This window comes from Mycobacterium syngnathidarum (assembly GCF_001942625.1).
GTDB classification, from domain to species: Bacteria; Actinomycetota; Actinomycetes; order Mycobacteriales; family Mycobacteriaceae; genus Mycobacterium; species Mycobacterium syngnathidarum.
In genome coordinates this window covers 172,816-190,515 of the sequence record NZ_MLCL01000024.1, presented here as the reverse complement: position 1 = coordinate 190,515, position 17,700 = coordinate 172,816, and the positions used below count along the sequence as shown (strand labels likewise).

Genomic DNA, 17,700 nt, shown 5'->3' with positions numbered 1-17,700 from the left:
CGCCCGGTGGTACTGGGTGTGGCGGCGGCGTCGATTGTCATAGCGCCGACGGTCGTGTGGGGTCAGGCCCCTCCTGGGCCCACCAAACTTCAGGCCGAGCCATGTGTGAATGGCGTCATTCCGTGGAACCCCTACGTAGTGAACTGCAATCTGCAGCCCAGACCACCGCGGGTGCGCGGCTCTGCCCCCGACGCCGGCGCCATCATCGCGTGCCGGGACCGGCCGGGCTGCCTGGCCTGGTACATCAACGGGCCGCCGTGACGAGCTGAGTTGACTGTATGGGCAGCAACAGAAACGACGTCGAAAAGCGTTGGCACGACCCGCAAACGTTCCGGTCCGCGGTGGGCTACGTGGTGGGGGTCGTGGTCCTCGCTGCTGTCGCGCTGGCGTTCTACGCGTTTGACCATTCCACGCTCTCGGCGATCCTGGTCCCCACGATCTTGTTCGTCGGCGGCGTCGGCGCCTTCATCCGCACCTACCAGGTGTGGAAAGCCGAGGGCACCTGGCCGATCTGGCAGGGCGCGGGCTGGTTCCTGCTGGCGTTGTCGCTGATATGCCTGGCTGTGCCGGGCAGCGCGATGATGTCTTGATCCGCGCCCAGCGGCCAGTTATTGCACGCGGTCCACGAAAATCCGTGCAATAAGTGGCCGTTCGACACCCACGGACTAGGGCAGGATCGAGTCGACGTATCCGCCGTCGACGCGTAGCGCCCCGCCGGTGGTGGCCGAGGCCAGCGGAGAGGCCAGGTAGGTCACCATGTTGGCGATCTCCTCGGGCTCGATGAGGCGCTGGATCAGCGACTGCGGCCGGTGCTTGATCATGAACTCGCGCTGCGCCTCGTCCCACGGCAGCGATTTGTCGACGAGTTGGTAGACGAAGTCCTCGACGCCTGCCGTGTGCGTCGGCCCGGCGATCACCGAGTTCACGGTCACGCCGGTGCCCGCGGCCTCCTTGGCGAAACCGCGCGACACCGCGAGCAGTGCGGTCTTGGACACGCCGTAATGGATCATCTCCGCCGGCGTGACAATGGCGGAGTCACTGGCGATCTGGATCGCACGGCCCCAGCCGCGCTCGGTCATCCCGGGCAGATAGCTGCGGATAAGCCGAACTGACGCAAGGACATTCACGTCGAAGTAGGTGCGCCACTGGTCGTCGGTGATCTCCAGCGGCGGCACGGCACCGAAGATGCCGAGGTTGTTGACCAGGATGTCGACGTCGGGAAGCTGCCGCAGCAGGTCGGCGGTCCCCGCTTCGGTCGAGACGTCGGCGGCGAAGCCAAGGACGTCGAACTCGCCCAGTTTGGCGACGGCTTCGTCGACGCGGGCCGCCGTGCGGCCGTTGACGGCCACCCGGGCTCCGCTGCGGGCCAGTTGCTCGGCGATGGCCAGCCCGATGCCCTGGGTCGAGCCGGTGACGAGTGCGGTCTTTCCGGTCAGGTCGATGTTCACAACGCTGTACTACCACCGGCGCGCGCGAACTATTCCAGGTTGCGCAGCTCCCGCTTGAGGATCTTGCCGGTCGGGTTGCGCGGCAGCTCGTCGATGAAGACCACCTCACGCGGCACCTTGTAGCGGGCCAGATGCTCTTTGACGTACGCCTTGACCGTGTCCTCGTCGAGGCTGGCGCCCTCGGCCTTCACCACGAAGGCCTTCAGCCGGGCACCCCATTCCTTGTCCTCGACGCCAAGTGCGGTGGCCTCGATGACATCGGGGTGACCGCTGATCAGATCCTCGACCTCGGCCGGGAACACGTTCTCCCCGCCGGAGACGATCATCTCGTCGTCTCGGCCGCTGACGTAGAGCAGGCCGTGCTCGTCGAAGTATCCGACATCGCCCGAGGAGAGCATGCCGTCGATGATCTGCTTTCCTCCGCCACCCGTATAACCCTTGAACGGGAAGGTGTTTCGCACGAAGATACGGCCCACCTGGCCTTGGGGAAGCTCGTTGCCGTTGTCATCGATGATCTTGACGGTGATGCCCTTGACCACCGGTCCCACCGTCGACGGATTGATCGACAGATCCTTGGGCCGGGCAATGCTCGCGAAGGCGATCTCGGTCGAGCCGTAGAGGTTGTAGATGACCGGCCCGAGGTCCTTGAGGGCCCGGGAGGCCAGCTCGGCTCCGAGCTGGGACCCGGACACGAACACGATCCGCAGTGAGGACAGATTGGGCTTGGGCGTCATCTGCTCGAGATGGTCGAGGATCCGCGACAGCATGACCGGTACCACGACCATGGCGGTGACCTGGTGCTTCTCAACGTCTTCCAGCACCGTGGCGGGCTTGAACCGGCGACGCAGCACCAGCGTGGTACCCAGCATCATCGCGATGGTGGCGTGCAGGAAGCCGAGCGCGTGGAACATCGGCGCGGGCAGCGCGGTGACCTCGCCGGCCTTGAACGGTACGTGGGACAGCACTCCGCCGATCGGGGCGAGTGACGGCGGAGCGGCCCGGTTGGCGCCCTTGGGTGTTCCGGTGGTGCCGCTGGTCAGGATGATGATCGACGGGTGCTTACTGGCCTTGGGTGCGGGCCGCCCGTTGCCGCGCGCGATGACGTCGGCCAGGGTCTCATCGGTGCTGCCTGACGGCTTCTCGGAATCCGGGTTGACGCCCAGCGCCCGCAGTTTGCCCAGTTCCGGTTCGGCGTGGGCCACCGCCGCGGTGTACTCGTCGTCGTAGATGATCACCTTGGCGCCCTCGCGCTCGGAGACCTCTTTGATCTGCGGCCCCGAGAACTCCGAGTTGAGCATGATGATCCGGGCGCCGACCCGGGCCGCGCCGTACAGCGCGACCAGGAACCAGCGGTGATTGCGGGCCAGGATCCCCACCCCGTCACCGCCTCTGACGCCCATCGTGAGCAGTTCGTGGGCCACCGCGTGCGCCGCGGAGTCGAGCTCACCGAACGTGAATTCACCGTCATCGTCGATGACTGCGACACGCTCGGGGTGCCGACGCGCGTTGAGCGCCGGGATCATCCCGATCTCGCCCCAGGTGCGGATATCCCCGAGCATGGCCAGGACGTTCTGTGGCGGTTCCAGCCGCAGCGCGCCGGCCTCGAACATCTTGCGCGCATAGTGCAATTCGGCTGCGCCGCGCTCGGCGTACTCCTTGGCCTTCGCGGTCAGGTTCGCCGGCAGATCAGACAGGCTTGGCATGTCGCCACAATATGTGACACCTGTCGCACCGCGGGCGGTAACTACCATGTGGTCATGGCCGGTGCAGTGTCGCTGGAGATCGACGGCCTCGAGGTGGCCGTCAGCAATCCCGACAAGGTGGTTTTCCCAGCCGCGCACGTGACCAAGCTGGACCTCATCAACTACTACCGGTCAGTGGCCGACGGCGCGTTACGCGGTGTGTACGGGCGTCCGATGATCCTCAAACGGTTCGTCAAGGGCATCGCCGTCGAGGCCATCTTCCAGAAGCGGGCACCGGAGAAGCGGCCGGACTATGTGGACGTCGCCGAGCTCAAGTACCGATCCGGTACCTCGGCCAAGGAAGCCGTCCTGCGTGATGTTGCGGGGCTGGCGTGGGCCGTGAACCTGGGGTGCGTCGACTTGAACCCACACCCGGTGCGCGCTGAGGACCTCGACCATCCCGACGAATTGCGGGTCGACCTGGACCCGATGCCCGGGGTCGACTGGCCGCAGATCGTCGACGTCGCCCAGGTGGCCCGCGAGGTGCTGGAGGAATACGGTCTGACGGCGTGGCCCAAGACGTCGGGGTCGCGCGGCTTCCACATCTATGCCCGCATCCACCCGAGGTGGCCGTTCACCAAGGTGCGCCTGGCCGCCGAGACGGTGGCCCGCGAAGTGGAGCGACGCGTTCCCGACCTCGCGACGGCCCGGTGGTGGAAGGAAGAACGGGGCGCCCGGGTGTTCGTCGACTTCAACCAGAACGCCAAGGACCGCACGGTGGCCTCTGCCTATTCCGTCCGGGCCACTCCCGACGCGAGGGTGTCCACCCCGTTGCGCTGGGACGAGGTCGACGAGTGCCACCCAGAGGCGTTCACGGTGGCCACGGTGCCCGACCGGTTCGCCGCCATCGGCGACCCGTGGGAGGGCATGGATGTCACGGTCGGCGAGTTGGACCCGTTGCTGGCGTTGGCCAAGGAGCTCGGCCCGGCCGAGAAGGCCCCCAAGGGAGCCGGACGAAGCGGTGACGGCAGGCGCGTTTCTTCGATGCCGCTGATCGAAATCGCCAAGACCAAGACCAAAGACGAGGCGATGGCGGCGCTGGATGTGTGGCGTGAACGTCATCCCGCGGCGGCCGAACGTCTGGAGCCCGTCGACATCCTGCTCGACGGCATGCGCGGTCCGAGCTCGATCTGGTACCGGGTGCGGATCAACCTGCAGCATGTGCCGGAGGCTGAACGTCCTCCGCAGGAGGAGCTGCTCGCCGACTACAACCCGTGGGAGCACTACCGCGGCGCGCAGTGGCACCGGGATTCCTAGGAGAACGCATGCGAATCGCCCTGTTCGCGACCTGCCTGGCCGATGCCATGTTCCCGCCCGCGGCGATCGCCACCGTGCGGCTACTCGAACGCCTCGGCCATCACGTTGTCTTTCCGAAAGACCAAACCTGTTGCGGCCAAATGCATGTCAACACCGGCTATCTCAAGGAAGCCACCGCGCTGGTGCGCAATCACGTCGAGGCCTTCGAATCCGCCAACTGCGAGGCCGTGGTCGCCCCGTCGGGCTCATGCGTGGGTTCGGCGCGTCACCAGCACGCGATGGTGGCCCGTCGCGCGGGCGACGAAACCCTGGCCACCCGAGCCGAGAACCTGGCCGCCAAGACGTACGAGCTGTCCGAGTTCCTGATCGACGTGCTCGGTGTCGACGACGTCGGCGCCTACTATCCGCACCGCGTCACCTATCACCCCACTTGCCACTCGCTGCGCATGCTCGGGGTGGGTGACAAACCACTGCGGCTGCTGCGCAATGTGGGAGGTCTGACGCTGGTGCCGCTACCCGAGGCCGAATCCTGTTGTGGCTTCGGCGGAACGTTCGCGATCAAGAACGCCGACACGTCCACGGCCATGCTGGCCGACAAGATGGCCCACGTCCTGGAGACCGACGCCGAGGTGTGCAGCGCCGGCGACTCGTCGTGCCTCATGCACATCGGGGGCGGGCTGAGCCGGCTGCGTGCGGGGGTGCGCACCGTGCACCTGGCCGAGATCCTGGCAGCCCACCCATGACCACCTTCCTGGGCACCCCCGGCGTCGGCAACCTCCGAGGCGACGCATCGTTTCCGCAAGCCGCCCGCACCGCGCTCGCCGACTCTCAGTTGCGCCGCAACATCGGCCACGCCACCCAAACCATTCGCACCAAGCGGCTCAACGCAATTCGCGAATGCGACGACTGGGAGCAACTGCGGGCCGCGGGCAGCGCCCTCAAGCAAGACGTGATGGCACGGCTTCCCGAACTGCTGGTACAGCTCGAGGACAACGTCACCCGGCGCGGCGGTGTGGTGCACTGGGCGCGCGACGGCGACGAGGCCAACCGCATCGTGGCCGACCTCGTCCGCGCCACCGGCTCCGACGAGGTGGTCAAGGTCAAGTCGATGGCCACCCAGGAGATCGGACTCAACGAACACCTGGAAGCCCAGGGCATCGCCGCCTTCGAAACCGATCTGGCGGAGCTCATCGTGCAGCTCGGCCACGACAAACCCAGCCACATCCTGGTGCCGGCCATCCACCGCAACCGCGCCGAGATCCGGGAGATCTTCATGCGCGAGATGCCCGACGCCGGTGAGCTCACCGACGATCCCCGGGTACTGGCCATGGCGGCCAGAGCACATCTGCGCCGCAAGTTCCTCACCGCGAACGTCGCGATCAGCGGTGCCAACTTCGGTATCGCCGAGACCGGAACGCTCGCGGTCGTGGAGTCCGAAGGCAACGGACGGATGTGCCTGACGCTGCCGCGGACGCTGATCACCGTGATGGGCATCGAGAAGATCGTGCCGACGTTCGCCGATCTCGAGGTCTTCATGCAGCTGCTGCCCCGCTCGTCGACGGCGGAGCGGATGAACCCGTACGCCTCGATGTGGACCGGTGTGCACCCCGGCGATGGTCCACAGGAGTTCCACCTGGTCCTGCTGGACAACGGACGGACCAGGGTGCTGGCCGACGAGGTGGGCCGCGCCGCCCTGCACTGCATTCGGTGCAGTGCGTGCCTGAACGTGTGCCCGGTCTACGAACGCACCGGCGGGCACGCCTACGGCTCGGTGTATCCGGGACCGATCGGCGCGATCCTGAGTCCTCAGCTCACCGGCACCACCGGCCACGATGACCCCAACGCCAGCCTGCCGTACGCCTCGTCGCTGTGCGGCGCGTGCTTCGAAGCCTGTCCGGTCCGCATCGACATCCCGTCGATCCTGGTGCACCTGCGCGCGCAGCAGGTCGACGAAGAAAGGGGAGCACGAGGGGTCCTTCCGTCCGGGCAGGACCTGGCCATGAAGGTCGCGGGCTGGGCCATGGCCGGTGCGGGCCGGTTCTCGTTGGGCGAGAAGGCTCTGAGCGCCGGGCGGCTGATCGCCGGGCGCGATCACCGCATCTCCGCACTGCCCTGGCCGGCGTCGAAGTGGACCGCCAGCCGCGACATTCCGGAACCACCACCCGAGACGTTCCGGCAATGGTGGAGCCGGACGCACGACGGGGGCCACGAATGAGCGGCCCGACGCCCGAGGCCAGGGCCGCGGTACTCGGCCGGGTCGGTGCCGCCCTGGCGTCCGCGCCGCCCCGGCCCGTCGTGGTCCCGCGGGACTACCACCGCGAGCCGCTGACCGGCACCGGCAACGTCGAACGGTTCGCCACGACGGTCGCCGAGTATCGGGCCCGCGTACACCGCATCGAGGCCGCAGCGATCGCGTCGACGGTCCGCGAACTGGTCGGACCACACGCCAGCGTGGTCATCCCCGCTGACGTGCCGCCCGAATGGGTGGCGGGGCTGACCACCGTCGCCGACGAGCCGGCGCTGGGCGTCGAGCAACTCGACCGAGCCGATGCGGTGCTGACCGGATGCGCGCTCGGTATCGCCGCGACTGGGACGATCGTGCTGGACGCCGGCCCCACGCAGGGGCGGCGCGCGCTGACCCTGGTGCCCGACCATCACCTCTGTGTGGTGCGGGCAGACCAGATCGTCGACACCGTGCCGCAGGCGTTCGCCGAGCTGGCGCCGACACGACCGCTGACCTTCATCTCCGGCCCCAGCGCCACCAGCGACATCGAATTACAGCGCGTAGAAGGCGTCCACGGACCGCGAACGCTCGACGTACTGATCGTGTGAACCTTACCGACGAGTAAGCCCCCGAGGGTTCTTAGCAAAGTATTAACGCTGGCACCCAGCCGCCTTAGATTGCCCGCATAACTTTGTGGACAGGTTGACGCGACGGAGCTCAGCCAGAGCTCAGGAAAGAAGGCGGGAGGCTGATCATGACATTCACGAACAACACCCCGGCAATGGATCGACACTTTCGGTACGGAAACTCGGCAGTCATCTGCGAGGGCGCATCCATGCGCGCGGTATGCCGCCAGCTGGCGACAGTGGTGACCGTCAAGGGAGATATCGACAGCAACAACATCGACCAGATCGCGTCGTACGTGAATCGGTTCATCCTTGCGGAGAAGCCGCTGACACTCGATCTGAGTAGCGTGAACAGCTTTGCACCGCAGGCGATCTCACTGTTCTACGACATCGACGAAAAGTGCGGTGAGCTCGGCGTGGACTGGTCAGTGGTGGCCAGCCAGCCGGTCGTCACCGAGATTCGCCGCCAGGAGGTGGGCGTTCCGCTCAGCTCCTCGGTGCCAGAAGCCCTGCATCACTTCGCCGAAGGCAATACGGCACGCCGCCGGTTGCTCCCCCTGCTTATCAAAAGCGCCTGACAGAAAGGCCGACGTAATGTTGATCGATGTTCGCTGGTTGACCCGCTTGCTCCGTCATCGCCACCGGGCGGTGCACATCTAGCTCACCGCTACACCCGAGAAAACGAGGTGGCTGCCAGAGGTCTGGCAGCCACCTCGTTTTCGTTGGCAAGTTCCTGGTAATCCTTGTCAGGAAACCTTCCTGACGGCCGGCGGCTTCCACGTGCCGTCGATGATCGATGGCGCGGTCTCCTTCGGCCAGTACAGGCGCAGCATGAGGTTGAACTTTCCGTGTGGTGCGGGCAGCCAGTTGGCTTCGTTCTGCGGCCCGGGGTTGTCGCGTTGCAGATACAGATCGACCGACCCGTCCGGGTTGGTGACGAAGTCGTTCCGCTGGCTCAGCGTGTACCGGTTGAGCGGGTTGTCGACAAAGAAGAATGCCTCGTCGTACATGGTCAGCGACCAGAACCCGTTGACGGGTGGGAACTGGCCTTTGTCGAAGTGCAGCGTGTACTTGTTGGCGCCGTCGTAGGCCTGGCCGTCGGCATCTGCTTCAGAAGTCGGGTAGACCGCGTCCTGGGGCCGGTTGGCACCCAACCCGATGGCGGTGATCACGGCGCGTTGCAGATAGTCGGTGCCGTACTGACCGGTCTGGGTGGTGAACCGCCAGCCGTTGACGTCCTCCAACTCTTTGAAGCGGGCCATGATCTTGTCGACCCCTTCTTTGGGAACCGACTGCAGAGCCGCCGCGACATCGGAGCCGAGCTTGTTGATGTCGAACTTCTCCCCCGGTGCGATGCCGAGTTCGGCCATCTTGTCCACGATCGGCTTGTCCGCCTCGGCGGGCGGGTTGTCTTTCATCAGGGTGGCCATCAGATTGAAGAAGTCCTCGGTGCTCAGCTTCTCGACCTGATCGCGAACCGGGGTCTTCATGTCGATGGAGGGATCGACCTTGCCGGGCGGCGGGGTGTAGGGCTTGCCGTACGAGCTGAGCGGCACCAACGAGATCTCGTCCTGCAGCTTGTGCACGGCGGCGTAGTCCTCGGGCGTGCCATCGCAGTAGATGCGGCCCAGCAGCCACACCGTCGAGGTGGGTGACTTGTACTCCTTCACGCCTGCGGGCAGCGCGCCCTTCCAGCCGGGCCCGGTGATGGCGTAGGTCTGCGGACCAGTGCCCGTAGTGCGCTTCCCGGGAACCTCGAACACGTTGGTGTAGCCGTCGAGCATCGGGAACAGGTAGTAGCGGTCGTGGGCGTCCGGCAGGCTCAGCACCCAGGGCTCATCCTTGACGTCGATGAACCCGTTTGTGTACAGCGTATCCGCGTTGGGCGCGGTGACGTCACGGAACTGTGCGTTGGGGTACTCCCGCATCCGCATGAGCTGCCCCATCGGAGCCCGCGGCGCTTCAGGCTTGTCCACATTGGTCATGACGCGTCGCGTCATCTCAACGGTGACCAGGGAGTAACCGTAGACGTACGCATCCAGGGCGATGGCCTTGGCCTCGTCGGGTGTCAGCTGCCCCGAGCCGGATTGGCCGGACTTTTCCGGCGACGACGGCGAACATGCCAGCGTGGCCATCATCAGCATCGTGGTGCCGAGCGCGACCAGCCATTTGGCCGTGCGCCGATCCTTCTTCACGAAAAGTCGTTCCTTTCTCGGGTCTTCTGCCGGCTAGGTGTAGGCGACGTGCACGCGGTGAATCTGCCCCTCGAACGGGAACGGTGCGCGTTCGCGGTAGTCGAGCGATACCGGTGAACCCAGGCAGGTCCCGATGTCCAGGCAGTCGTTGGCGGTGAACAACAACGGTGCGCTGATCGGGACTTGACCACTGGCGAGTGTTTCGCCGTTGCGCGCAACGGTGATGTCGAGCGGGCCGGCCGGGCGGGGATCGGCGTACTGGGTGGTCACGGTGATGGTGGCCCGCCCCGGCGGCACCTTGCCGGCAGAGCGGATCTTGGTACGCGACAAGATGAAGAGGTTGTACTCGTAGCAGAGTTGGCCCTCGTCCAGATAGAGGGTCAGCCCCCCGGCCGCGGCGCCGAGAGCGTACAGCACCCCGTTGGCATTGGCGGGGATGTCGACGTCGATGGTGACGACGTTGTTCTTGTTGCCGAGCGCAGGCGCACAGAACTCCGGCATCCGGATGGTGTCCCCCGAGAACTCCCACTCTTTGTACGGCGGGGCGATGCGCAGCTCGGGGTGATAGACCGGAACCCATAGGCCGCCGCCGACGGGCAGCACCGCGTTGCGGGCGGCTTCGACCATGAACATCTCGCGCATCTGAGCGAGTTTCTCGGGCTGCTCTGCGGCGAGATCGTCGGCCTGAGACCAGTCTTCGTCGAGGTGGTACAGCTCCCACACGTCGTTGTCGGGGGTCCAGGTGGCGATACCCGGCGGCTGGCCCGGCACCCACGGCAGCCGCGGCCCGCGCGCCGAGGCCATCCAGCCGTCGTGGTAGATGCCACGGCTACCCATGATCTCGAAGTACTGGGTCTTCTTGCCGCCGGGTGCATTTCGGTCAGCCAGTGTGCGGGCGAAACTGGATCCCGCGAGCGGCATCTGGTGTTCGCCGTTCACCGTGTGCGGCGGTGCGATGCCGACGATGTCGTAGATGGTCGGCACGATGTCGTTGCAATGCAGGAACACGTCGCGGGGAGCGGCGTCCGCGTTGATCTTGGCCGGCCAGCGCACCGCCATCGGGTTGCGCGTGCCACCCAGGTGGGAGGCGAGCAGTTTCATTCCCTTGTACGGAGTGCTGCCGGCCCACGCCCACGCCGCGTGGTACTGGTTGTCGACCAGAGGCGAACCCAGGACGTCGAGGCCGCCGAGCTCGTCGAGGGCATCGATGTGCTGGCGCACCGTGGTGGGAATCCCGTTCTGCGCCAACAGCTCAGCGATGGTGCCGTTCTGGCCTTCGCCCGACGACCCGTTGTCGCCCCAGATGTACAGGAACAGAGTGTTGTCGGAATAGCCCAGCGATTCGAGCTCGTCGGCGATGCGGCCGACCTGGACGTCGACGTGCTCGCCGTAGCCGGCCGCCACTTCCATCAGGCGGCGCTGGAAGGGTTTCTCGTCCTCGGGGATGTCGTCCCACGCCGCGAGCTGAGGATCACGCTCGGTCAGGGCGCAGTCCTGCGGGATCCAGCCCTTGTCCTTGGCGCGCTCGAAGACGCGCTCCCGGTAAGCGTCCCAGCCGTCATCGAATTTACCCGCGTACTTGTCCGCCCACTCCTTCATGATGTGGTGCGGGCCGTGGATGGCACCGCTGGCCCAATACATGAAGAACGGTTTGTCGGCGTTGAACGCCTTGTGCCGGCGCAGCCAGGAGATGGCGTCGTCGGCGAGATCCTCCGACAGGTGGTATCCCTCTTCGGCGGTCTTCGGCGGGGCGACAACGGTGGTGTTGCGCACCAGGTTCGGTTCGTACTGCGAGGCCTCACCGGCCAGGAATCCATAGAAGTACTCGAAACCCAAACCCGTGGGCCAGTTCTCGAACGGCCCTGCCGCGGTGGTCTCTTCCGCGGGGGTGTTGTGCCACTTCCCGAACGCCGAGGTCGCGTAGCCGTACTGCTTGAGCACTTCGGCCACGGTGGCGCTCGACCGCGGGATCTTGCCCGCGTAGCCGTCCCAGTCGTTGGCCAGCTCGGCGATCTGGCCGTTGCCGATCTCGTGGTGGTTGCGGCCGGTCAGCAACGAGGCCCGGGTCGGCGAGCACATGGCGGTGGTGTGAAAGCGGTTGTAGGACACGCCTTCAGCGCAGATCCGATCCAGGGTCGCGGTCTGCACCTCGCCGCCGAATGTCGAGGGCAGGCCGGGGCCTGCGTCGTCGATGAGGACGATGACGATGTTCGGCGAGTCATCGTGCAGTCGCTTCGGTACCTGCCGCGGCTGGTACGTCGACTCCTGCAACGTGCGGCCCGCGATACTGGCCGATGGAACTGGCGGGAACGGCAAGACGCCGCCGTCCGGTAGAACCGCCGCCACCAACTGGTCACCTTGCACGTCAGACACCGCGCCCCTCTCATCAACAGGAACTCGGGCTGTGTAGCCGACCACTGGGGGCAAGCCGCACAGCCGATTCACCCCGACCCGGGCATCTACTTTGCAGCAAACTGACAGCTGCTGTCTTGACATTTCGGGACAAATCTTTGACATTGTGGGACATGGCCGTGATCCGGGGGACGGCGCTGACGAATTTTCACCAGCTCGTCACCGAACTCGGCGGGGACAGTCGCGCTCTGGTCACCGCAGCCCACATTCCGTATGACGATGTCGGTCGCCACGACCGGTTCATCTCCCTGCCCAATGGCGCCCAGATGCTCGAAGACACCGCTGCCGTGCTCGAAACCCCCGATTTCGGACGGCGTTTGGCGCTCCGTCAAGGTATCGACATCCTCGGCCCGGTCGGGCTGGCAGGACGCAACGCCGGCACCGTCGCCGAAGCCTTCACGATCTTCGACAAGTTCATGGCGGCCTACAGCCCGTCGATCACCGCGCGGGTGACCACACACCTCGACCCCGATCTGCGGCGCTTTGAATTCGAGTACGTCCTGGATCCGTCACCGCCGCAAGCCCAGGCCGTCGAGTTGTCTCTGGGTGTCACGCTGCAGGTCTTACGGCTGTTTCTCGGTGCCGAGTACCGCCCCGTCGCAGTACACCTACCCCACCCCGCGCTTGCCCCCGCCGACGACTATCAGGCCTATTTCGGCTGCCCGCCCAGCTTTTTCGAACCGGTCGCCGGCTTCACCCTGCGCACCACCGACCTGCAACGGCCACTGCCCACCGATCACCTCGCCCACCAGACCGCGGTCGACTACCTCGCCGGTGTGATGGGCGAATTCGACCCGGCCGCCAGCCAACTGGTGCGCAGCCTGGTACGCCAGCTCCTACCCACCGGTGCCGTCGGCCTGACCGACATCTCCCGACACATCGGCCTGCACCCCAAGGCGCTGCAACGGCGGCTGCGCGCGGAGAACGCCACGTTCGCCGATCTGGTCGACCAGACGCGTCGCGACGTCGCACAACGCCTGCTGCTCGACACTGCTCTCGGACTCGACCAGTTGTGTCACCAACTCGGCTACGCCGAGCAGAGCGTGCTCACCCGCGCGTGCAAGCGCTGGTTCGGCACCACCCCGACAGCCTATCGCAATGCGCGGTCGACCTCGACGGCGCGGCCCTAAACAGCCCTAAACACCGGCACGCCAAGCCAAGCCACGTCCTTGCCGAGCGAACAATTCGTCGCGCACCCCCTGCCGAGCTGCTAATGTTCGGCCCGCCGGGCGATGCAATCGGCACCTGCCCACCTCGGGAAGGAGTCCCGCTGTGTCCCGCACACTGACCACCGTGCGCTACGGGGTGGTGCCCGCTGTCGCAGCGGGTGCCGTCGGAGTTGCCGTGGCCTTGTTCAGCCCGGTGACCGCGGCTGCCGAGCCGCCGCCGCGCCCGCCCAACTGCACGGCCGGAGATCTCGCCGGTATCGCCTCGGGGGTGGCGGCCGCGACGTCCACCTACTTGTGGACCCACCCCGACGTCAACGATTTCTACACCAACCTGCACGGCCGCCCGCAGGATGAGGTCCCGCAAGAAACCAAGGCCTTCTTCGACGCGAACCCGCAAGCACACGCCGACCTCGTCGGCATCCGTCAGCCGCTGACCGACTTCCGCAATCGCTGCGGAATCAAGGCCCCTGATCAGCCTTTAGGACAATGATGTTCACCTCATCGTCACGCTCACCCTGGCTCCGCGCGGCGACTGCCGCGCTCGCCTTCACCGCGTTGCCCGGCGCCATCGTTCTCGCTCCCGCCGGCACTGCCGCCGCCGACGTGTGTGCGAGTGCCGGACGCCGCATCTCGGTGGGCGGCTGCGTCAACGTCGCCGACGCCGTCGCCCCATATGTGCCGCCGCCGGCCTACTACGCCCCGCTGCCGGAAGACCCGCCACCACCGCCGCCACCACCCCCGGGCTCGAACGTCAGCGGCTGCATCGGTTACAACGGCCGGTGGGTCCACGCCGGCGGCTGCAACTAGTCCACGCCAGGCGGCGGGCCGTGCCGTCACCGTTTTCCACATAGGGGTTGGGATCTTTGCGATCAACAGCCCCCAGGTAGAAAGCGGCGAAGGGGGGACCGCCAGACAGCCGCGACCTCAGGCGATCGCGCCCGAGTCCTTGAGTTCTTCGATTCGATCCCAATCCATGCCGAGTTCCATCAGCACGATCTCGGTGTGCTCGGAGGCCTGGGGTGCCCGGGTGGTCTCCAGCGGCTCGTGGTTGAACTGCACGGGCCCGCGCACCACCCGGAACGGCTGACCCCCGTCGGCGGCCTCGACCTCCACCACCATGTCGTTGGCGATCGCCTGCTCGTCGGTGTTCAGATCGACCAGGCTCTGGAACGGCGCCCACTGGCCCTTCATCGTCTTGAGATGTTGACGCCAGTACTCGAACGGCTTGCTGCCGATCGCCTTCGCGATCAGTTCGACGCCTTCGGTGGCATTCTCGATCAACGGGAGCACATCGGAGAACCGCGGGTCATCGGCCAGCTCGGGCAATCCCAGATGTTCGAAGGCGTCGCGGATGTAGCCCGTCGGGCTGACGATGCACAGATTGATGGTGCCGCCATCGGAGGTCCGGTAGTTGGCCATGAACGGGTTCACCGAGGTGACGTCGTCGGGCATCAGCGAGCGCATCGTCTCACCGGTCTCCATGCCCTGGGTGACGCTCGCGCCGGCCGCCCACCACGCCGTACTCAGCAGCGAGACGTCGATCTCGGCGGTTTCCCCGGTCCGCTCACGATGGAACAGCGCCGCGGAAATACCGCCGGCGATGTTCATCCCGCCGATCGAATCACCGAATGCTGGAATGCCTTGAGACAGAGCGCCATTGATCGCCTCCGGGGTGAGCGCGTGGCCAACGCCGCTGCGGGTCCAGAAGGCGGTTCCGTCGAAGCCGCCGGTATCACGCTCGGACCCCTTGTCGCCGTAGGCGCTGCCGCGGGCGTAGATGATGTTCGGGTTCACCGCCCGGATGTGCTCGACGTCGAACTTGTTCTTCTGCCGTTGGGCGGGCAGGTAATTGGTCAGAAAGACGTCAGCCGTCTTGGCGATCTCGTAGAGGACCTCTTGCCCGCCGGGCGTCGAGACGTCGATCCCGACGCTGCGCTTGCCGCGGTTGGGGTGCTCGATCAGCGGGTGGCGGTTCGGGTCGAGTTGGAACCCGCCCATGTTGATGAAGCCGCGCTGGGTGTCGCCGCGCACCGGATGCTCGACCTTGATGACGTCGGCGCCCCAGTCGGCGAGGATGGCTCCCGCCGCCGGTACGAAGGTGAATTGCGCGACCTCGAGCACCCGCACGCCCTGCATGACCTTGATCAACGCGGCTCCTAACTGTTGGACTTACGGTAAGTGTAGCGAGAGCCTGCCGGTTCCCGTCTCCCCCGCCGAATACCGTTTCGGCCAAAATCGGCGCGGGTATGCCCCCAGCGAACGGACGTTTGGAGGCCGGCGATGACCGCTACCGGAGAAGTCAACGAACGACAGGCCAGGCAGGTAGCCGAGCAGGCGCGAGAAGCCCAGTGGCATCAGCCCAGCTTCGGAAAAGAACTGTTCCTCGGCCGCTTGCGGTTGGATCTGGTCCATCCGCACCCGCGGGGTGCGGCCGACACGACGCAGCGAGGCGAGGCATTTCTGGCCAGGCTGCGGGAATTCTGTGAGACGCAGATCGACGCCGCAGTGATCGAGCGCGACGCGCAGATCCCGGACAAGGTCATCCAGGGCTTGAAGGACCTCGGCGCGTTCGGCATGAAGATCTCCGCCGAGTACGACGGTCTCGGCCTGTCGCAGGTGTACTACAACAAAGCGCTGGCATTGGTCGGCTCGGTTCACCCCGCGCTCGGCGCGCTGCTCTCGGCCCACCAGTCGATCGGTGTACCGCAACCGGTGTCGATGTTCGGAACCGCCGAGCAGAAGCGCACCTGGCTGCCCCGGTGCACACGGGAGATCAGCGCGTTCCTGCTCACCGAACCCGATGTCGGTAGTGACCCGGCCCGACTGCACGCCACCGCAACCCCCGACGGCGACGACTACCTGCTCAACGGCGTCAAGCTGTGGACCACCAACGGCGTCATCGCCGACCTGCTGGTGGTCATGGCGCAGGTGCCGCCGAGCGAGGGACACCGCGGCGGCATCACCGCGTTCGTCGTCGAGGCGGATACCCCCGGCATCGTCGTCACCAACCGCAACGCGTTCATGGGATTACGCGGAATCGAGAACGGCCTGACCAAGCTGACCGATGTGCGGGTGCCCGCCGCGAACCGGATCGGCCGCGAAGGAGAGGGCCTGAAGATCGCGCTGACCACGCTCAACGTCGGACGCCTCTCGCTGCCCGCGGTATGTACCGGAACATCGAAATGGTGTCTGAAGATCGCCCGGGAATGGTCCAGGGAACGGGTGCAGTGGGGCCGGCCGGTCGGCGAGCACGACGCCGTGGCCGGCAAAGTGGCGTTCATCGCGGCCACCGCCTACGGCATCGAGTCGATGGTGGAACTGGCCAGCGAGCTCGCCGATGCCGGCCGTACCGACATCCGGATCGAAGCCGCATTGGCCAAGCTCTACGGCTCGGAGATGACGTGGCTGATCGCCGACGAGCTGGTGCAGATTCGTGGCGGCCGTGGCTTCGAGACCGCCGAGTCGCTGGCCGCCCGCGGGGAACGCGGCGTGCCCGTCGAGCAGATCCTGCGCGATATGCGGATCAACCGGATCTTCGAAGGCTCCACCGAGATCATGCATCTGATGCTGGCCCGCGAGGCGGTGGACGCCCACCTGTCGGTGGCCGGCGACATCATCGACCCCGACGCCGACCTGAAACACAAGGCGAAAGCCGCGACGCAGGCCGGGAAGTTCTATGCGCGCTGGCTACCCACCCTGGTCACCGGAAAAGGGCAGCTGCCAACGTCGTTCACCGAATTCGGGCCGCTGGCCGAACACCTACGGTACGTCGAACGGGCCAGCCGAAAACTCGCCCGCAGCACCTTTTACGGGATGTCGCGGTGGCAGGGCAAGCTGGAATACAAGCAACGTTTCCTGGGCCGGATCGTCGATATCGGGGCGGAGTTGTTCGCGATGACGGCGGCCTGCGTCCGGGCCCGCAGTGATGCACCGGACTCCGCGGTGGACCTTGCCGACGCGTTCTGCCGGCAATCGCGAGTACGGGCCGAGCAGCTGTTCACCCAGCTGTGGGACAACAGCGACGACTCCGACCGCACGCTGGCCCATGAGGTGCTCGCCGGTCGCCACACGTGGCTGGAAGACGGGATCGTCGATCCGTCGATCGAAGGACCGTGGATCGCGCAAGAGGGCGGCGACGTGACAGAGGACGTGCACCGAGTCATCCGGTGAAAAATGTCCTTGCACACGTGAATAAGCCACGGGCGCAGGCTTCCTCACAACGCGCCACGCTCGTAAGATCAATACGTTATGACGACCCCGTCAGACGCTCACAGCGGATGGGGACAGTGGCCGCATTCGATGGATGCCTTCGATCACCGTCTCACCCGCAGACAGGCGCGTCAGATGAGCCGGAGGTTCGCCGGCGTCGGTGTCGGCATCGCCGCGGCCCGCCTTCGTGAGTTATCCGCAGGCGCGCCGGCCGCCGACGCCGAACTCGCGCGGGTCGAGTTCGCCTTTGTCGCAAACGAACTCATGCGGGACGAGCGAATCGCGAAACTCTCACGCGGCAAGCAGCGCTGCACGATGTGGCTGGTGGTTGTCGTCATGGGCCTGATCATGTTCAGTTCCCTGTTGTGCATGGTCGTCCTGATGTTGAGCTTGATGCAGCACTCGGCGCCGTTCTGAG

The 17,700-nt window shown here is 66.0% G+C and carries 16 protein-coding genes; 11 read left to right on the top strand and 5 right to left on the bottom strand.

All coding sequences use genetic code 11. The annotated features are described in order from the left end of the window. The first annotated feature begins 278 nt into the window (after positions 1-278). Positions 279-590 (top strand): hypothetical protein, encoded by a 312-nt coding sequence (locus BKG60_RS07090; protein ID WP_075909446.1) that lies wholly within the window; start codon positions 279-281, stop codon positions 588-590. 75 nt (positions 591-665) lie between these two features. On the opposite strand, the gene BKG60_RS07085 is transcribed toward BKG60_RS07090, so the two are convergent. Together BKG60_RS07085 and fadD2 are read right to left on the bottom strand one after the other, a co-directional pair. Continuing rightward, complete coding sequence (locus BKG60_RS07085; RefSeq protein WP_070189505.1) at positions 666-1,448, bottom strand: SDR family NAD(P)-dependent oxidoreductase; 783 nt, start codon at positions 1,446-1,448, stop codon at positions 666-668. 29 nt (positions 1,449-1,477) lie between these two features. Continuing rightward, positions 1,478-3,151: a long-chain-fatty-acid--CoA ligase FadD2 gene (gene fadD2 / locus BKG60_RS07080; protein WP_070944932.1), complete on the bottom strand. Its 1,674-nt coding sequence runs from the start codon at positions 3,149-3,151 to the stop codon at positions 1,478-1,480. A gap of 54 nt (positions 3,152-3,205) precedes the next feature. Between fadD2 and ligD the strand changes: the two genes are divergently transcribed. The 5 genes from ligD (at position 3,206) to BKG60_RS07055 (ending at position 7,875) form a co-directional block, all read left to right on the top strand. Beyond that, complete coding sequence (gene ligD, locus BKG60_RS07075; RefSeq protein ID WP_070945045.1) at positions 3,206-4,447, top strand: non-homologous end-joining DNA ligase; 1,242 nt, start codon at positions 3,206-3,208, stop codon at positions 4,445-4,447. Between the two features lie 8 nt (positions 4,448-4,455). Next, a complete protein-coding gene (locus BKG60_RS07070) occupies positions 4,456-5,190 on the top strand; it encodes a (Fe-S)-binding protein (protein ID WP_070944933.1) in 735 nt (244 codons plus the stop codon). Further along, on the top strand, positions 5,187-6,662 hold the full coding sequence (locus BKG60_RS07065; RefSeq protein ID WP_075909445.1) for a LutB/LldF family L-lactate oxidation iron-sulfur protein: 1,476 nt from the start codon (positions 5,187-5,189) through the stop codon (positions 6,660-6,662). Before BKG60_RS07070 ends, BKG60_RS07065 begins: the two co-directional genes overlap by 4 nt. Further along, on the top strand, positions 6,659-7,279 hold the full coding sequence (locus BKG60_RS07060) for a LutC/YkgG family protein (RefSeq protein ID WP_070189501.1): 621 nt from the start codon (positions 6,659-6,661) through the stop codon (positions 7,277-7,279). The genes BKG60_RS07065 and BKG60_RS07060 overlap by 4 nt, the downstream gene beginning before the upstream one ends. Positions 7,280-7,425: 146 nt before the next feature. Then, positions 7,426-7,875, top strand: a complete 450-nt coding sequence (locus BKG60_RS07055; RefSeq protein ID WP_070944935.1) for an STAS domain-containing protein — start codon at positions 7,426-7,428, stop codon at positions 7,873-7,875. Positions 7,876-8,043: 168 nt separating this feature from the next. Here the strand turns inward: BKG60_RS07055 and BKG60_RS07050 are convergent, their stop codons facing one another. Together BKG60_RS07050 and BKG60_RS07045 are read right to left on the bottom strand one after the other, a co-directional pair. Then, complete coding sequence (locus BKG60_RS07050) at positions 8,044-9,441, bottom strand: DUF1254 domain-containing protein (RefSeq protein ID WP_070945046.1); 1,398 nt, start codon at positions 9,439-9,441, stop codon at positions 8,044-8,046. Positions 9,442-9,525: 84 nt separating this feature from the next. After that, positions 9,526-11,865 (bottom strand): arylsulfatase, encoded by a 2,340-nt coding sequence (locus BKG60_RS07045; RefSeq protein WP_070944936.1) that lies wholly within the window; start codon positions 11,863-11,865, stop codon positions 9,526-9,528. A 152-nt stretch (positions 11,866-12,017) separates the two neighbouring features. Between BKG60_RS07045 and BKG60_RS07040 the strand changes: the two genes are divergently transcribed. The 3 genes from BKG60_RS07040 to BKG60_RS07030 all read left to right on the top strand — a co-directional run bounded on the left by BKG60_RS07040 (position 12,018) and on the right by BKG60_RS07030 (position 13,880). Beyond that, on the top strand, positions 12,018-13,034 hold the full coding sequence (locus tag BKG60_RS07040; protein ID WP_070944937.1) for an AraC family transcriptional regulator: 1,017 nt from the start codon (positions 12,018-12,020) through the stop codon (positions 13,032-13,034). A gap of 142 nt (positions 13,035-13,176) precedes the next feature. Further along, positions 13,177-13,563 carry a heme-binding protein gene (locus BKG60_RS07035; protein ID WP_070184936.1) on the top strand — a complete coding sequence of 129 codons (387 nt, stop codon included), beginning with the start codon at positions 13,177-13,179 and terminating at the stop codon, positions 13,561-13,563. Then, entirely contained in the window at positions 13,563-13,880 is a 318-nt protein-coding gene (locus tag BKG60_RS07030; RefSeq protein WP_070945047.1) for a hypothetical protein, read from the top strand. Before BKG60_RS07035 ends, BKG60_RS07030 begins: the two co-directional genes overlap by 1 nt. 117 nt (positions 13,881-13,997) lie before the next feature. On the opposite strand, the gene BKG60_RS07025 is transcribed toward BKG60_RS07030, so the two are convergent. Beyond that, positions 13,998-15,209, bottom strand: coding sequence for a CaiB/BaiF CoA transferase family protein (locus BKG60_RS07025; RefSeq protein ID WP_070187699.1), 1,212 nt, complete (start codon positions 15,207-15,209; stop codon positions 13,998-14,000). A gap of 144 nt (positions 15,210-15,353) precedes the next feature. Here BKG60_RS07025 and BKG60_RS07020 point away from each other — a divergent pair, with 144 nt between their 5' ends. Together BKG60_RS07020 and BKG60_RS07015 are read left to right on the top strand one after the other, a co-directional pair. Next, on the top strand, positions 15,354-17,243 hold the full coding sequence (locus BKG60_RS07020; protein WP_070944938.1) for an acyl-CoA dehydrogenase family protein: 1,890 nt from the start codon (positions 15,354-15,356) through the stop codon (positions 17,241-17,243). A 78-nt stretch (positions 17,244-17,321) separates the two neighbouring features. Next, positions 17,322-17,699, top strand: coding sequence for a hypothetical protein (locus BKG60_RS07015; RefSeq protein WP_070944939.1), 378 nt, complete (start codon positions 17,322-17,324; stop codon positions 17,697-17,699). The last annotated feature ends 1 nt before the right edge of the window (position 17,700 follow it).

Excerpts from the sequence above, each read along its gene's own strand:
- BKG60_RS07090 (WP_075909446.1), top strand. The coding sequence starts at position 279 with ATGGGCAGCAACAGAAACGACGTCGAAAAGCGTTGGCACGACCCGCAA.
- fadD2 (WP_070944932.1), bottom strand. The coding sequence starts at position 3,151 with ATGCCAAGCCTGTCTGATCTGCCGGCGAACCTGACCGCGAAGGCCAAG.
- ligD (WP_070945045.1), top strand. The coding sequence starts at position 3,206 with ATGGCCGGTGCAGTGTCGCTGGAGATCGACGGCCTCGAGGTGGCCGTC.
- BKG60_RS07070 (WP_070944933.1), top strand. The coding sequence starts at position 4,456 with ATGCGAATCGCCCTGTTCGCGACCTGCCTGGCCGATGCCATGTTCCCG.
- BKG60_RS07065 (WP_075909445.1), top strand. The coding sequence starts at position 5,187 with ATGACCACCTTCCTGGGCACCCCCGGCGTCGGCAACCTCCGAGGCGAC.
- BKG60_RS07060 (WP_070189501.1), top strand. The coding sequence starts at position 6,659 with ATGAGCGGCCCGACGCCCGAGGCCAGGGCCGCGGTACTCGGCCGGGTC.
- BKG60_RS07055 (WP_070944935.1), top strand. The coding sequence starts at position 7,426 with ATGACATTCACGAACAACACCCCGGCAATGGATCGACACTTTCGGTAC.
- BKG60_RS07050 (WP_070945046.1), bottom strand. The coding sequence starts at position 9,441 with ATGCTGATGATGGCCACGCTGGCATGTTCGCCGTCGTCGCCGGAAAAG.
- BKG60_RS07040 (WP_070944937.1), top strand. The coding sequence starts at position 12,018 with ATGGCCGTGATCCGGGGGACGGCGCTGACGAATTTTCACCAGCTCGTC.
- BKG60_RS07030 (WP_070945047.1), top strand. The coding sequence starts at position 13,563 with ATGTTCACCTCATCGTCACGCTCACCCTGGCTCCGCGCGGCGACTGCC.
- BKG60_RS07025 (WP_070187699.1), bottom strand. The coding sequence starts at position 15,209 with ATGCAGGGCGTGCGGGTGCTCGAGGTCGCGCAATTCACCTTCGTACCG.
- BKG60_RS07020 (WP_070944938.1), top strand. The coding sequence starts at position 15,354 with ATGACCGCTACCGGAGAAGTCAACGAACGACAGGCCAGGCAGGTAGCC.
- BKG60_RS07015 (WP_070944939.1), top strand. The coding sequence starts at position 17,322 with ATGACGACCCCGTCAGACGCTCACAGCGGATGGGGACAGTGGCCGCAT.